We start from the raw sequence: 14,826 nt of genomic DNA, 5'->3' as shown, positions 1-14,826 counted from the left end.
CTTGATTCAGGAGCCCCATCATGGCCTTGATGTTCCCACGCTTGGCGCGCAACTTCGCTCGCAATGGCTACTACCCTACCGACGAAACGACTCTGGAACGGACCCTGCAGGCATTGGCCCCCTCTCCCACCGGCAAAATGCGGATCTGCGATCCATGTGCCGGCGAAGGGGTTGCCCTGGCCGAAGCAGCACATTTTCTTGGGCGAGACCGCACAGACACATTCGCAGTTGAATACGACCAGGAGCGTGCGGCGCATTGCAGGACGCTCCTGGATCGTGTGCTGCATAGCGATCTGATGGACACCATGATCAGCCGCCAGGCCTTTGGCTTGCTCTGGCTCAACCCACCCTACGGCGATCTGGTTGCGGACCACTCTGGCGCTTCGCAGTATCAGGGCACTGGACGCCGGCGTCTGGAGAAGATGTTCTATCAACGGACGCTTCCACTGCTGCAGTACGGCGGCGTGTTGGTGTTCATCGTTCCACACTATGTGCTGGACGACGAACTCTGCAGTTGGCTGTGTAACCACTTCACTGAACTGCGGATCTATAGCGCAGCCGATTCAACCTTCAAACAGGTGGTGATATTCGGTATACGAATTCGCCGCCAAGACCTGGCTCGACCGCAAGAAGTCAAATACGTACGCGCACGACTTCAGGCGATTGGCGCCGGGACGTTGAATGCAGAAGTGTTACCTGAGAGTTGGTCTTGGGAGCCCTATAGGGTCCTGTCGTCGACCAGCGAGCTGGAGCACTTCTATCGCATCAGTCTCGAACCGGAGCAGCTCAGCTCTGAAGTCAAACAGCTTCGCGGCATGTGGCCAGACTTCACCCTGCACTTTGGTCAAACGGGTGTTCAACCACGACCACCAGTACGAGAGCTGTCCCGGTGGCACTTGGCATTAGCCCTGGCTGCCGGCGCAATATCGGGCGTCGTTACCTCGAAGTCCGGGAGAGTGCTGGTACTCAAAGGCGATACTTACAAAGACAAGGTTCGCAAGACCGAGTTTACCGAAGACCAGGACGGTAACGTTTCTGAGGTAAGGATCCTGACCGATCGTTTCGTGCCTATCATTCGGGCATGGGACATGACGCCGGGATCTGCCAACCAAGGACGCGTTATCACCATCACCTCTTCGGCGGATCAACAACCTGAACCTGACGAACCGATTGCACCGGCGGTCTCGGACACCACCTCACGCGTGACGTTTGAAGCTGGACAGTTGGTACTGACCCAATCCGTACACCACCTGGTGGAGCACGGCCATCTCGACCCAAGCACCTACTTGCGACGGCATTTCTCCGGTGACTGGGGAGAGCTGCCCCAGGAAGACTGGAGCAGCAACCAACGAGCCCTGACTACTGGAGAGCGTCTGTTCTCAAGCTACGACATCGACGCCGGGGACGAAAACCGGCTCTGGATCATCACTGAAGCCGACCGAAGCGTAACCACCTTGTTGCTGCCATCGGATTACTGATTCTCTACCAGCCTATAAGGCATTTCCTTAACCAACCCCCAGGGTATTCACCATACCCCCAGGGGTGTCGTGCATGCCCTGTTTTATCCTTCCAGGAGAAACAACCATGAACGACCTATCACATACCTCACTCTCACCTCTTTCCATCGGACTGACCGAATTCATCGACGAGTTCGGTGATGAGCTGCTGGACTCACTCAACCGATCAAATCCACCGGTCTACGCCGGTCACATCAACCCAGCCCGGCAACGGGTGATGGATGAACTCAAACGTCAGCCATTTTCTGCTCAGGCCGAAGTGGTACAAGCCGTTGCAGCGTTATTGTTGGATCGAAACGAGCAGGCTGCAGTTATCAACGCAGAGATGGGCACTGGCAAAACCATGATGGCCATCGCTGTAGCCGCCGTCATGCACAAAGCAGGCTATCGCCGCACCTTGATCATTTCGCCTCCACACCTGGTCTACAAGTGGCGGCGAGAGATTCTCGAAACCATTCCAGACGCCCGCGTCTGGGTACTCAATGGACCCGACAGCCTGGTTAAGTTGCTCAAGCTGCGCGACCAACTGAACGAGCCTTACGACGGACGGCAAGAGTTCTTCATCCTCGGGCGCGTGCGCATGCGGATGGGGTTTCATTGGCGGTCGGTGTGCTGGCCACGTCGTGTGGGAGGCAACCATCACCTTGCTGGTTGCCCAGACTGCGGACGCCTGCTGGAAGATCAGGAAGGCAACCGGATAACCTTCGAAGAGTTTCACCAAGAGGAACGCCGTCGCAGCTGCCCTCACTGCCAAGGCCCACTCTGGACGCTGATGCGCCCAGGCAAAGCTGAAAGCGGCTCCCGACGAGCAATCATATTGAAGTCAATGTGCCGGATTCCGACCATTGGCCCAGTGCGCGCTGACAGACTGCTGAACGACTTCGGGGAGGACTTCCTCGCCTCGATGCTGATCGACAACGTTAGCGAGTTCATCAACCTGATGGACGCTCAAGGCAATTTCATCTTCAACGACCGTCAGGCCAAACGCATGGAACGAGCCATGGCCAACATCGAGTTTGGCTTTGGGGAAGGTGGTTACCAACCCACTGAATTCATCAAGCGCTACTTGCCCGATGGATATTTCGACCTGCTGGTGGTGGACGAAGGCCATGAGTACAAAAACAGTGGTTCGGCTCAGGGCCAGGCTATGGGCGTACTGGCAGCTAAAGCACACAAGTGTGTTTTGCTGACCGGTACGCTTATGGGCGGCTACGCCGACGACTTGTTTTATCTTTTGTTTCGGATCCTTACCCGCCGCATGATCGAGGACGGTTATCGACCAAACGCACGCGGCAGCATGGCCCCTGCGGCCATGTCGTTCATGCGGGATCACGGCGTATTGAAGGATATCTACACCGAGCGAGATAACGAGTCACACAAAACCGCCAAGGGAAAAAAACTCTCGGTGCGAACGGTGAAGGCCCCAGGCTTCGGTCCAAAAGGCATCCACCGGTTCGTGCTGCCATTCACTGTATTTCTGAAACTCAAGGATATCGGTGGGAACGTGTTGCCGGCGTACCAAGAGGAGTTCATCGACATAGCCATGTCTGCTGAACAGGCTTCGGCCTATCAGCAGATAGCAGGAAAACTGACCCAGGAGCTTCGCCAGGCACTGGCACGCCGAGATACGACCCTTCTGGGGGTTGTCCTCAACGTACTGCTGGCCTGGCCGGACTGCTGTTTCCGGCCGGAGATTGTCAAACATCCACGCAGCAAGGACACGCTGGCTTTTGTGCCGTCGATCTTTGCAGATGAACAACGCATGCCCAAGGAACAGGCACTGCTCGACCTCTGCCTCGCGGAAAAAGCCAAAGGCCGCAAAGTTCTGGTCTACACCGTGTACAGCGGCACTCGTGACACCACTTCACGTCTCAAACGGTTGCTGGAACAGGCCGGTTTGAAGGTGGCGGTGTTAAGGGCGTCAGTCGATACCGCCAGGCGCGAGGATTGGATTCTAGACCAGGTAGATCGTGGGATCGATGTGCTGATCACTAACCCGGAGCTGGTTAAGACCGGTCTGGATCTGCTCGACTTTCCGACCATCGCGTTCCTGCAGACGGGGTACAACGTGTACACCCTTCAACAGGCAGCTCGGCGGTCTTGGCGGATTGGGCAGAAGCAAGCCGTGCGGGTGATTTTCTTTGGCTATGCCAACAGCTCTCAGATCACCTGTCTGCAACTGATGGCCAAAAAGATCGCCGTGGCGCAAAGCACGTCGGGAGATGTTCCTGATTCGGGCCTCGATTCGTTAAACCAGGATGGGGATTCGGTTGAAATGGCACTCGCAAGACAGTTGATTGCTGCATGACTGCATGGCCACCTTCGGGTGGCCATTTTTGTTCAGAAGCTAATCTCATCTTGTCATGTGCAAATTGCCTATGCGGACGATCCTCCTCTTATCCAGAGACATCGCCGATAAAAGCTACTGACGTCGAACACCAATTTCTTGTTCAAATGCGACTCCATGGCCACTACAATGCCACCCCACAATGTAGGTGACCATGGACGCGAAGATGCAATTCCGGAAAAGTATAAATGCACTACGAGCACTGGCGGTTCTATCCGTAGTGCTTTTCCACTTCCAAATCAGTGGATTTGCTGGGGGATTCGTAGGGGTCGACGTTTTCTTTGTGATTTCCGGTTTTTTGATGACCGGAATTATCTTCAAGGGTTTGCAGGCACAGGACTTTTCTATTATAAATTTTTATGTGTCGAGAGCTCGCCGCATTATTCCGGCACTCCTGATACTATGCGCAGCACTACTGATATTTGGGTTCATCTACCTTCCTTTAGATGACTACCGCGAAGCTATTCGGTCAATTAAAAGCAGTCTTTTCTTTAGCTCAAATTTTATGTTCGCCAAAACTGGGAACTACTTTGATGCACCACTGCACGAAAACTGGCTATTGCACACCTGGTCGCTATCTGTCGAATGGCAATTCTACCTTGTTTACCCACTGATTTTAATGGGCCTTCACAAGTTGTTTGGCACTCAAAAAACCAAAATATCTTTGATTTTTCTCGCTATAGCTTCTCTGGCAACTTCGATCCATCTTTCGAATACTGATCCGGTCTTCGCGTTCTATATGCTGCCTACTCGTGCTTGGGAGCTAATCGTCGGCGGATTGGTATTTTGTACCCGCTTCACTTCAGTAGACGACTCGGATATGCGTGTGAGGGCCTTGGCCTAGCAGCTATTCTCATGAGTATTTTTTGCTTCACTGAGCAAGATCCTTGGCCGGGTTATCTAGCCTTGATTCCTGTTCTCGGTGCAGCCCTTGTAATTTCAGCTAATTCGCAATCGATTTTTGGCAATAATCGAGCATTACAATTTACGGGCACAGTTTCATACTCCGTGTACCTATGGCATTGGCCACTAGTTGTATTCCTATACACCTGTGGCTTATTAAATAGCTTACACCATTTGGTAGGCGCGATAATTCTCTCTTTTGTAATGGGGACCCTATCCTTTTACTTCGTCGAATCGAAAACAAACAAAAAAACATCTTCACGCAAAGCTGCAATACAATACATAAGCCTAGTTGTGGTCATGGTTGGTATATCTGCCATTATCTCCTCAGTGGTTAAAGATCATCCTGAAGTAAGGTTTGCTTACGTCGATTTAGGTCGACCTGAATACACCAGCAAGCTTTATGATCGAGAATGCTACCCCAACCCTTATGGTGCTTCTGATTGCAAGCTCGGCTCTGGAGAAGTATCTGTCATATTGTTCGGTGACAGTCATGCAGAATCAACTGCAGCAGCAGTGCAAATGGAGAATAAACAAGCGGCTTTGTCTTGGGCTCGTGGTGGCTGCCCGATACTGCAAAACTTTGAGATGCATGACAAAGAGCTAGCTGATAAATGCCATGATTTTATGCGTGAAAAGTTGGATACACTGGCTAAATCCTACCAGGGCATTCCCGTTATCCTATTTAGCCGGGCAGCGATGTATTTGGACTTAAGCCGTGGAAATAGCTACCGCACCTATATAATAGGACAAGAGCATCTTCAAGGTCAGAAATTTATCAATGCCTATACTGCTGAATATTCGAAGACTGTTTGCTCTATCGCTACAAATCATCCTGTATATATCGTTAGACCTATCCCAGAAATGCCTTTTAGCGTTTATAAAGGATTAAATTTGCATAAACGTATTTTTCAACATGAATCAGATATCTCGATATCTCTTATGAGCTATCAGAAGCGGAATTACGACGCCAGCAATGCAATAAATGCTGCCGCGAAACAGTGTAACGCCACAGTTATTGATCCGACTCCTTACCTTTGCCCAGATGAGCAATGCATGGGATCTAAAAATGGAGTGGCTTTATACTATGATGACAACCACCTGGTTGACTCGGGCAATCTACAGTTGAAGGGTTTGTTCAGAAATATCGCGAAGTAGAAGTCCGTCACCGCGGTGCAGCCTAGCTGTCCGTAGCCAAACCGTTCACAACGGCATGCCCTAAAAACAAAGCAGTCTGGAAAACCTATTTCCTGCTGCACCCCCACTAGCCGGTTTGAGAGGGTGTCTTCGCTTCTGCGCGAGGACGCCCATGAACATACCACGCCCTACCCGAACCACTGTGATACTCAGCCTCTGCCTCGTCGCCCTGACAGGCATGCTGGCCTATGAACATTATCAACTGTCCTTACTCAGGATCAGCATGTCTACGACTGCTGATAAAGAATCCCTGGATGCAATGCTGACGCGACTGAGCAAAGTCGATGAACGGCTGGACTCTGTGGATGGCAAGCAGTGGGTCAGCAACGATGACTTCCGCTCCGGACAACAAGCGCTGTCAAATCGGATCGATGCCGCACAGGCCTATGCGAAGCAAGCAACCGAATCAGTGCAGGATCTCTCCCGTAATGCCGCGTCTTCTGGTGAGCTGGTGGTGCTCAAGGCAAATGTCGAATTGCTCGATGGCCGTGTTCACGAATTAAGCCAAGCCCAGACCAAGCAACCTGCAGTTCCTCCGTCCAAGTCCAAAGCCGTTGTCCGCAAGCCTCGTCCCGCTCAGAAGCCCAGTACCAGCGTTATCACACCGCAAGCGCCGCCCTTCACCATCGTCGGTATTGAATACAGGGGCGGTGAGCGTTTTTTGTCCGTAGCACCGCCTGGCAGCACGCAGTTAAACCAGATCTACCTCATCCGACCGGGTGATGCCGTGGCCGGTACGGCCTGGCGCCTAAACGCTCTGGACGGCAAATCCGCACGATTCGAGGTGGCCGGAACGCCGCAAATCATAACCGTCGCGCAATAGGACCTCCTTTATGTATGGCCTTCTCACACTCTCAAAGAAAATGAACGCTAAAAACGCCTCGTTGATTATTGGTCTGGCAGCCATTGTGATGGCTTATGGTTGCTCAGCTGCTCCAGGGCCTTCAACGTCCATCACCAGTACGCAGAACAGCGAAACCCAGAACTCTTCTCAAGGGGCCAGCCAGACAGAACTGGCCCGCGAGTGGGGATTAACACCCCAAGAGTGGAGTCGCTATCGCACCGTCATGGAAGGTCCCCGGGGCATCTATTCACCAGGACTGGATCCTCTGACTGCACTGGGTATCGAAGCTAAATCAGCGGAAGAACGCCGGCGTTACGCTGAACTGCAGGTGCAAGCTGAACGGCAACGTATCGACAAGGAACTGGCTTATCAAAAGGCGTATGACCAAGCCTTCGCTCGCCTATACCCCAACGAAAAAGTCATTCAAATTTCATCAGAGGCGCTGTCTCCTAAAACCTCCGGCGCGACAAATGCTCTCAAAGGCTCAGGTCGATTAGCCGTATTTATTCAAGACAGTTGCACCAGCTGTATTGCCCGGGTGAAAGACCTTCAGGCTCAGAAACAACCCTTCGATCTCTACTTCGTGGGCAGCCAAGGGGACGACGAGACCATCCGCCGCTGGGCAATCCTGGCAGGCATCGAGCCAACCAGCGTACGCAGCCGGCAGATAACACTGAATCACGATGCCGGCCGCTGGCTCGGCCTTGGGCTCGGCGGCGAGCTTCCTGCTGTGGTGCGCGAGGTGAATGGGCAATGGCAGCGACAGTAGTACGCGCCGTGTTGGCAGGCTGTTTTATGTTGGGCGCGGCGTTGGCCAACAGCGCTGAGGTCCCTCCACCGGCCTATCAATTGATTGCCTTGCCTGCCGGCGTTCCGTCCGAAGTGCTCTACTCCGTCGCACTGCAGGAGAGCGGTACGCGACTACGCGGCCAAATAGTGCCTTGGCCATGGACGTTGAATGTCGCCGGCGCCGGCTACCGATTTGCAACCCGAAGCGATGCATGCAGGGCATTGATGATTGCGCTTCAAACCGCAGGCCCCAGTCGGGTCGACGTTGGTCTAGGTCAAACCAACATAGGTGCCAATGGCCACCGTTACAGTTATCCCTGCGAAGGTTTGGATCCCTACAAGAACCTCTCGGTTACCGCCCAGATCCTGGCTGAGCAAAAGGCTAAGGGCGGGGACTGGATCACGGCCGCCGGCCGGTACCACCGCCCGGCTGGTGGTGAACCTGCCGCACGCTACCGCCGTGCCTTTGCCAAACACCTTAGCCGCGTAACCGGTATCAACCTGATGGCGAACAACCCATGAAGAGAATCTTGAGCTTAATGCTGTTGCTGTGTTCGATCTCGCCCATTGTGGCGAATGCCAGCTCATTGATTGTGGTGGAAGACCGTGGCGGCGTTTCCGCCCTGCCCTACTACCAAGACCTGGTACCAGAACCTACCGGCCAGTCTGCACCGTTAGAAAACATCGGAGTGCGCGGCCAAGGGTCGTTTCCAGTGCGCTCAGACCAGCTGACACCTGGCCAGGTTCAAGGTCGAGTAATCAATGCGCCAGGCCTGCAACCCTTGTTTATTGTGGGTGACGATGAAAGCTCAAGGGTTTGGCTATCACAACGACTCGAACAGCTTCAGCACCTGAACGCTGTTGGTCTGGTGGTCAACGTGGCCGGCGCCGAGCGATTTGCTGAAGTGCAACGTTGGGGAAGCGGCCTTCAAATGGTACCAGTCCCATCAAATGACCTGGCGCAACGTCTTGGAATCAAGCACTACCCGCTGCTCATCACTGCAACAGCCATTCAGCAATAGGAGGCAAGGATGCCACCACCTCAGTCACTCACCGTGGTGATCAGACAACCGGAAGACCCGCGAACATGCCAGCTCATCTTGGAGCAAGTGAGGTATGTGGCCTGGCTGTATGGCGGTCGTGTGACCTCGACAGAACAAGGTGATGCCATCGCAATGCGCTTGAAATTAGCTGATCGATTGGCTTCACACGAGATATCACAAGTAAGCCAGGAGCTGGACGAACAGTTCCCATTGAACCCCCCCTAGCTATAGAAGGCTCCAACCATGGCTGGTTCTTTCACCATTGAGGCATTGCTTCGTCCTGCCGTCGAGCTTTACACGGTCTGTGTCTGCACCGCTGCAGCACTGCTCTGTATTTTTGCGCCCTGGGCCTTTGCACTGACTCCCTTATTTGGAGCGGTTTCCGCCTTTGGCTTTTTGATTCTTGGATATGTGCGCCTGAGACAGGCTTTGGTTGTATTGCGGTATCGACGCAATATTCGGCGTCTCCCCCACTACACCATGACCAGCAAGGACATGCCGGTCAGTAATGAACGCCTGTTCATCGGTAAGGGCTTTCGCTGGACTCAGAAACACACCCAGCGGTTGATGGACACCTATCTGCCCAAATACGCCGAGTATGTCGAGCCAACCTCGATCTATTCCCTGGCACGGCGCATCGAGGAGCGGCTGGAGTTCGCCCCCTTTCCACTCAGACTCCTGACCAAAGCCACCTCGTGGAACGTAGCGATTAATCCGGTGCGGCCACTGCCGCCAGTGGGTGGATTACCGCGTTTACACGGTATAGAACCCCATGAAATTGACGTTAGCTTGCCGCTGGGTGAACGGGTTGGTCACTCGCTGGTGCTGGGTACGACGCGGGTGGGTAAGACCCGCCTGGCGGAACTGTTTATCACCCAGGACATCAGACGCACCCGCAGCCTGTCTCGGCGCCGCGTTCAGATGGGTCGACGCGTTCAGCCGGTCCATCGAAGCCAGCGCACAGCGGCACAAAACGAAGAGATGAACCTTGATCGCGAGGTGGTGATTGTCTTCGATCCTAAAGGCGATGCCGACCTTCTCAAACGCATGTACATCGAATGCATGCGTGCCGGCCGACTGGACGAATTTTATGTATTCCACCTGGGATGGCCTGACTACTCCGCACGTTACAACGCCGTGGGCCGCTTTGGCCGAATTTCAGAGGTGGCGACCCGAATTGCCGGTCAGCTATCAGGGGAAGGCAACTCAGCAGCATTCCGTGAGTTCGCCTGGCGGTTCGTCAATATCATCGCACGCGCCTTGGTGGCCCTTGGACGTCGGCCAGATTACGAGCAGATCCTAAAGCACGTAACCAACATCGACGCTCTGTTCATCGAGTATGCACAGAAACACTTTGCTGAACATGATCCTAAAGCCTGGCAGACCATCGTCGAACTTGAGGGCAAGATCGATCGCAAAAACCTCAGTTTCGCCATGAAGGACCGGCCACTCCGTGTAGTGGCCTTGGACATGTACTTGACTCAGCAGCGCATCTCCGACCCCGTGATGGAGGGTCTGCGATCAGCAGTGCGCTATGACAAAACCTACTTCGACAAGATCGTTGCCAGCCTGCTGCCGCTGCTGGAGAAGCTGACCACAGGACGAATTGCCGAGCTGCTTTCGCCTGACTACATGGATCTTGAAGATCCGCGACCCATCTTCGACTGGATGCAGGTCATACGTAAACGAGCGGTGGTCTATGTGGGACTGGATGCACTGTCGGATACCGAAGTGGCTGCAGCCGTCGGGAACTCCATGTTCAGCGACCTGGTGTCAGTCGCAGGTCACATCTACAAGTTCGGTATCGACGACGGCTTGCCCGGTGCCTCCGGCGCGAAGGTGGCGATCAACGTGCATGCTGATGAGTTCAACGAGCTGATGGGCGAAGAATTTATCCCGATGATCAACAAAGGCGGCGGCGCCGGCATGCAAGTCACCGCCTATACCCAGACCATGAGCGACATTGAAGCGAAGATCGGTAACAGGGCGAAAGCTGTCCAGGTCATCGGTAACTTCAACAACCTGTTTATGTTGCGTGTGCGCGAGACCGCCACTGCCGAGCTGCTGACCAATCAATTACCCAAGGTTCAGGTGTTTACCAGCACACCGGCCAGCAGCGCCAATGACGCAATCAACGGCAAGACGGCCTTTACCTCCAACACCCACGACCAGATCCAAAGCGTCAGCGTGCCAATGATCGAGCCGGCGCATGTGGTTGCTCTGCCCAAGGGGCAATGCTTTGCCCTGATCGAAGGCGGCAACCTCTGGAAAATCCGTATGCCGTTGCCGGCAAGTGATCCCGACGAGGTGATGCCCAAGGATCTGCAGGCCCTGGTTGAAGGAATGCGTAAAGGATCAGGAACCAACAGCGAATGGTGGCAAGCGCCGGGATATCAGTCACTAAGCGAATCGCTACCCGAAGACCTGGTCGACGATTTCCGCCTTATGGCCAACGACGACAAAGTCGCTTAGCGTAAAGGAGCAAAGCGATGGCCGATATCGCGGAAAAAGCCCAGCAACAGCAGGAAGGACAAAAATCCTTTCTGGGCATGGTGATCTCAGCGCCCTTCCACTTTCTGGGGGTGATGTTCGGCTCACTGCTGGGCGCCATCCTCGTTGAGTGGCTGTGCATGTACGTGTTCTGGCCGGATGCTGGATGGAGGCACGCCCAGCAGATGTTTGAACATGAGCTGGGCTGGCTGTCCCAGGATTTGTTACACAGTGTCGTCATCAAAGAGCCCGGGCGCACCGCAACCTGGCTGGCAAAAACAACCTATGAATGGCTGATGGTAAAAAGCGGCCTGCAGGACAGCATAAACACATTGACCCAATACGCTCGCTCCACGTCGCCGCAGCAAGCCGGCACGCTCGACCTGCGCTATGAGCTCGGTCGGGTCATGATCAAGTTCCAGGATTACGGCTTGGCCACGCTTTATACCGTGCTCACCTTTTGCGTACGAATGGTCATCCTGACACTGACAATCCCACTGTTTGCACTGGCGGCTTTCACGGGCCTGGTGGATGGCCTGGTGCGACGTGATCTGCGCAAGTTCGGCTCCGGCCGTGAGTCGAGCTACCTGTATCACAAAGCACGCGGAACTATTATTCCGCTGGCCATCGTGCCTTGGACGATTTACCTGGCCATCCCGATCGGCATCAGCCCATTACTGATTTTGCTGCCGTGCGCGTTGTTATTGGGCGTGTCGGTTTACATCACTGTCTCCAGTTTCAAAAAATACCTTTAGGAGCTGCCCATGCAGTGGACACAAGAACAGCAGCCCATCGTCGATTCAAAAGCTGAGAAGTTACTGGTCCAAGCCTTCGCCGGCACAGGCAAAACCACCACACTGGTTGGTTATGCCACCCACCACGCCTCGGTGAAAATGCTCTACCTCTGCTACAACAAACCCGTCGAACTCGCAGCCAAAGGGCGTTTTCCTCGCAATGTGGTCTGCAAGACAGCGCATGGCCTGGCCTATGCGGTCTATGGCAGCCAATACGTCGCCAAACAGACCAATAACTTACGCCTTACCGATATCGCCAGGGCCATCAATACCCAGGACTGGGAGCTGGTACGAGATGTACTGAGCACGCTGAACAACTTCATGGCCAGCGCCGATAACGAGCTCGGCCGTGGACACTTTCCCAGGTTTCAGGGACAACGAATGCTCACCAGCGCGCAGGAACGATTTCTGGACAAGGCGCTGGCTACTGCGAGAGCGATTTGGAACCGGATGATCGACCTCCAAGACACGGGAATGTCGATCACCCACGATGGATATTTAAAGCTGTATCAGTTGAGTAAACCTGACCTGAGCCAGCGGTTTGAGGCAATTCTTCTCGACGAAGGTCAAGACGTGAATCCGGTCATTGCCGACTTGGTTAAAATACAGCGCATACGCAAGGTGACTGTCGGCGACCCTCACCAGCAGATCTACCGTTTCCGTGGTGCCGAAGACGCTCTCAACAGTGATTGGATGGCCGATGCAGATCGTCACTACCTGACCCAGAGCTTTCGCTTCGGTCCAGCAGTCGCGCATGTGGCCAACATTATCCTTTTTTACAAGGGTGAAACTCGAAAGCTGCAAGGGCTAGGCCCCAAAACCCAGGTTAAACGTGCGCTTCCTGAAGACCTACCGCATCGCACATACATCCATCGCACGGTTACCGGCGTCATAGAGAACGCGCTTAGCTTGGTAGCGAGCAATCCAAAGATCTTTTGGGTAGGTGGCATCGACAGTTATTCATTGCGCGACCTGGAAGACTTGTATCTGTTCAGCCGCAACCAAAACCAAGCCGTGCAAAACCGTAAGTTGCTGCGCGATTACCGGGACTTCTCGCAATACGTTGAAATTGCCGAGGTTAGCCAAGACACGGAGATGCTGCGATCGATCAAGATCATCGCTGCCTATCCCGATCTGCCTCAGCGCATCCAGACACTGCGCTCTCGGTCAGTAGACAACGAGTTGGATGCCACGATCACACTGACAACAGGGCATAAAGCCAAGGGGTTAGAGTGGGACTTTGTCAGCCTGTATGACGACTTTAGCGCTGACCCTCTGTCCCCCGATATCGATCAGGGTCGTAAAGACGATGAACTGAATTTGCTGTATGTGGCCGTGACGCGGGCAATGAAGATACTGGCATTAAATTCGATGGTGTTATCCATCATGCAGCGTTACGTGGATGCTCGGACCTCTCCAGCACAACATCAGAAATCACAAGCCTAGTGGCAGACCATTTCCGGTTGATTGCACATCCTCAATACTGAAAACCTGGCAGCTCCACACATGAAGGATGTCGCCATGAGTCGCCAGGCATTTGAATACCATACCGAATTCGCCCCTCTGCACTATCTCGTCCGAACCAAAAAACTCTTCATGTTCAAGTCCGAAGAGCCATCTACCGAACCTGACATTCAAGGTTTCCTGAAGGATCCGGAACACCAGCAGCGCCTTGCTCAGCTAGGCCAAGAGGGTTGGGAACTGATCAGCGTTCAACCCGTAGTCAGGGGCGAAGTCCAGATTGGCAATCAAAATGCCCAGGGCTGGGCATACGGCATTGCCTTGCCCACCGGCTATCTTCTTTTCTTCAAACGCTCGATCCACCGAGACTGAGGGTGCAGTTACCGTACGAAGAAATCCTAACAGCCCGGAATATGGTTTTCTTGCGGCGACTATAGCTTGATCACGGCAAGCTGGCGGCAACAGGAATGACTTGAGCCTAGCCGTGATCCAGACACTGCGCCTACCCGCCCTTACATGCCGATTCGTATTGACAGGACTGATCTCGCTTTTCGGGATCATTCTGTCTACCTCCCAAGCGGTAGCTGCTTCTGCCTCCGAACAGGCCAACCTGGACGTCATGATCCGCCAGTTGAATGCCTTGGAGGACACAGCACGTCGTAGCGCTCAAGTAGCAGACGAGCCGGGCAAACGGTACTTCTTCGATTACCAGCGCTTGGCGGGTGACACCGCCCGAATCCGCCATGGCTTGGAGGGCTACCTGACGCCAAGCCGAGCCCAACCTCGGGATCCAGCCGAGCTTTCGGGCCAATACACCACCGAAGGTCGCAAGCCATGAGCATGAACGGCACTCAGGCGTCCGCCTTTCAAGCGGCGAGTGGTTTCCCGGCTTCGTCGAGCTACCTATTTTTCGTCGGCGTGGCCGTGGCTATCACGTTCGTGTGGGGGGCCTGGGCCGTCTGGAGCTGCTACCGAGGATGGGCCACCGGCAACCTTGACCGGACGATTGCTTCGACCTCTTTGGTTCGCATCCTGCTGCTTTGCATGATCCTCACCACCTTTGTACTCAGTTGATCGTATTGGAGACTCACCATGAATTTGCTTTCACAAACACGCTACATGCTGATCGGCATGCTTGCTCTTCCACAACTGTCCATGGCTGCCCTCCCCCAGTCCCAACCTCCGACTCGAGGTGAGGGCTCTAACCTGATGCAAACCATGCAGAACTACGCCTTTGACGGCATGTCGCTGATGGGTCTGATCGTCTGCGCCGTCATTTTCACCGGGGTAGCGTGGCACGCCTTCGGCGTTTACCACGAGATCCAACACGGCAAGAAGAAATGGGCTGATCTTGGAGCAACGGCCGCTGTCGGTGTGGCCATCTTGGGTGTCGCCATCTTCCTGATCACCAAGGCGACTAACATTCTTTAAAGAGCCTTGG

At 54.1% G+C, this 14,826-nt stretch carries 15 protein-coding genes; all 15 read left to right on the top strand.

Annotation, left to right across the window (positions count from 1 at the left end; genetic code table 11):
- Positions 1 to 20: 20 nt before the first annotated feature.
- Entirely contained in the window at positions 21 to 1,478 is a 1,458-nt protein-coding gene (locus IH404_RS05090) for a DUF6094 domain-containing protein (protein ID WP_194440082.1), read from the top strand.
- A gap of 106 nt (positions 1,479 to 1,584) precedes the next feature.
- Positions 1,585 to 3,825, top strand: a complete 2,241-nt coding sequence (locus IH404_RS05085) for a DEAD/DEAH box helicase (protein ID WP_194440081.1) — start codon at positions 1,585 to 1,587, stop codon at positions 3,823 to 3,825.
- A 193-nt stretch (positions 3,826 to 4,018) separates the two neighbouring features.
- Positions 4,019 to 4,708: an acyltransferase gene (locus IH404_RS27770; RefSeq protein ID WP_242462643.1), complete on the top strand. Its 690-nt coding sequence runs from the start codon at positions 4,019 to 4,021 to the stop codon at positions 4,706 to 4,708.
- Positions 4,709 to 4,719: 11 nt separating this feature from the next.
- Positions 4,720 to 5,925 carry an acyltransferase family protein gene (locus IH404_RS27765; protein ID WP_242462642.1) on the top strand — a complete coding sequence of 402 codons (1,206 nt, stop codon included), beginning with the start codon at positions 4,720 to 4,722 and terminating at the stop codon, positions 5,923 to 5,925.
- A gap of 151 nt (positions 5,926 to 6,076) precedes the next feature.
- Positions 6,077 to 6,787, top strand: a complete 711-nt coding sequence (locus IH404_RS05075) for a methyl-accepting chemotaxis protein (RefSeq protein WP_194440080.1) — start codon at positions 6,077 to 6,079, stop codon at positions 6,785 to 6,787.
- 10 nt (positions 6,788 to 6,797) lie between these two features.
- Complete coding sequence (locus tag IH404_RS05070; RefSeq protein ID WP_242462641.1) at positions 6,798 to 7,577, top strand: TIGR03759 family integrating conjugative element protein; 780 nt, start codon at positions 6,798 to 6,800, stop codon at positions 7,575 to 7,577.
- Positions 7,562 to 8,119: a lytic transglycosylase gene (locus tag IH404_RS05065; protein WP_044275404.1), complete on the top strand. Its 558-nt coding sequence runs from the start codon at positions 7,562 to 7,564 to the stop codon at positions 8,117 to 8,119. Before IH404_RS05070 ends, IH404_RS05065 begins: the two co-directional genes overlap by 16 nt.
- The gene (locus IH404_RS05060; RefSeq protein ID WP_194440079.1) at positions 8,116 to 8,619 is read left to right on the top strand and encodes an integrating conjugative element protein; all 504 of its coding nucleotides are present in this window, start codon (positions 8,116 to 8,118) and stop codon (positions 8,617 to 8,619) included. The genes IH404_RS05065 and IH404_RS05060 overlap by 4 nt, the downstream gene beginning before the upstream one ends.
- Before the next feature lie 264 nt (positions 8,620 to 8,883).
- Positions 8,884 to 11,112: a type IV conjugative transfer system coupling protein TraD gene (gene traD, locus IH404_RS05055; RefSeq protein WP_194440078.1), complete on the top strand. Its 2,229-nt coding sequence runs from the start codon at positions 8,884 to 8,886 to the stop codon at positions 11,110 to 11,112.
- A gap of 17 nt (positions 11,113 to 11,129) precedes the next feature.
- Positions 11,130 to 11,885: a TIGR03747 family integrating conjugative element membrane protein gene (locus IH404_RS05050; protein WP_194440077.1), complete on the top strand. Its 756-nt coding sequence runs from the start codon at positions 11,130 to 11,132 to the stop codon at positions 11,883 to 11,885.
- A 9-nt stretch (positions 11,886 to 11,894) separates the two neighbouring features.
- The gene (locus IH404_RS05045; RefSeq protein ID WP_194440076.1) at positions 11,895 to 13,370 is read left to right on the top strand and encodes a UvrD-helicase domain-containing protein; all 1,476 of its coding nucleotides are present in this window, start codon (positions 11,895 to 11,897) and stop codon (positions 13,368 to 13,370) included.
- Positions 13,371 to 13,445: 75 nt separating this feature from the next.
- Entirely contained in the window at positions 13,446 to 13,757 is a 312-nt protein-coding gene (locus tag IH404_RS05040) for a hypothetical protein (protein ID WP_194440075.1), read from the top strand.
- Between the two features lie 157 nt (positions 13,758 to 13,914).
- A complete protein-coding gene (locus tag IH404_RS05035) occupies positions 13,915 to 14,223 on the top strand; it encodes an RAQPRD family integrative conjugative element protein (protein ID WP_242462665.1) in 309 nt (102 codons plus the stop codon).
- Positions 14,220 to 14,459, top strand: coding sequence for a TIGR03758 family integrating conjugative element protein (locus tag IH404_RS05030; protein WP_159954134.1), 240 nt, complete (start codon positions 14,220 to 14,222; stop codon positions 14,457 to 14,459). The genes IH404_RS05035 and IH404_RS05030 overlap by 4 nt, the downstream gene beginning before the upstream one ends.
- Positions 14,460 to 14,477: 18 nt before the next feature.
- Positions 14,478 to 14,816 (top strand): TIGR03745 family integrating conjugative element membrane protein, encoded by a 339-nt coding sequence (locus IH404_RS05025; protein WP_019819650.1) that lies wholly within the window; start codon positions 14,478 to 14,480, stop codon positions 14,814 to 14,816.
- The last annotated feature ends 10 nt before the right edge of the window (positions 14,817 to 14,826 follow it).

This window comes from Pseudomonas sp. OST1909 (assembly GCF_015277575.1).
GTDB classification, from domain to species: domain Bacteria; phylum Pseudomonadota; class Gammaproteobacteria; order Pseudomonadales; family Pseudomonadaceae; genus Aquipseudomonas; species Aquipseudomonas synxantha_A.
The sequence above is the reverse complement of the archived record's forward strand: the minus strand, read 5'-3'. Positions and strand labels throughout refer to the sequence as shown.

Coding starts and splice junctions, on each gene's coding strand:
- IH404_RS05090 (WP_194440082.1), top strand. CDS start 21: ATGGCCTTGATGTTCCCACGCTTGGCGCGCAACTTCGCTCGCAATGGC.
- IH404_RS05085 (WP_194440081.1), top strand. CDS start 1,585: ATGAACGACCTATCACATACCTCACTCTCACCTCTTTCCATCGGACTG.
- IH404_RS27770 (WP_242462643.1), top strand. CDS start 4,019: ATGGACGCGAAGATGCAATTCCGGAAAAGTATAAATGCACTACGAGCA.
- IH404_RS27765 (WP_242462642.1), top strand. CDS start 4,720: ATGAGTATTTTTTGCTTCACTGAGCAAGATCCTTGGCCGGGTTATCTA.
- IH404_RS05075 (WP_194440080.1), top strand. CDS start 6,077: ATGAACATACCACGCCCTACCCGAACCACTGTGATACTCAGCCTCTGC.
- IH404_RS05070 (WP_242462641.1), top strand. CDS start 6,798: ATGTATGGCCTTCTCACACTCTCAAAGAAAATGAACGCTAAAAACGCC.
- IH404_RS05065 (WP_044275404.1), top strand. CDS start 7,562: ATGGCAGCGACAGTAGTACGCGCCGTGTTGGCAGGCTGTTTTATGTTG.
- IH404_RS05060 (WP_194440079.1), top strand. CDS start 8,116: ATGAAGAGAATCTTGAGCTTAATGCTGTTGCTGTGTTCGATCTCGCCC.
- traD (WP_194440078.1), top strand. CDS start 8,884: ATGGCTGGTTCTTTCACCATTGAGGCATTGCTTCGTCCTGCCGTCGAG.
- IH404_RS05050 (WP_194440077.1), top strand. CDS start 11,130: ATGGCCGATATCGCGGAAAAAGCCCAGCAACAGCAGGAAGGACAAAAA.
- IH404_RS05045 (WP_194440076.1), top strand. CDS start 11,895: ATGCAGTGGACACAAGAACAGCAGCCCATCGTCGATTCAAAAGCTGAG.
- IH404_RS05040 (WP_194440075.1), top strand. CDS start 13,446: ATGAGTCGCCAGGCATTTGAATACCATACCGAATTCGCCCCTCTGCAC.
- IH404_RS05030 (WP_159954134.1), top strand. CDS start 14,220: ATGAGCATGAACGGCACTCAGGCGTCCGCCTTTCAAGCGGCGAGTGGT.
- IH404_RS05025 (WP_019819650.1), top strand. CDS start 14,478: ATGAATTTGCTTTCACAAACACGCTACATGCTGATCGGCATGCTTGCT.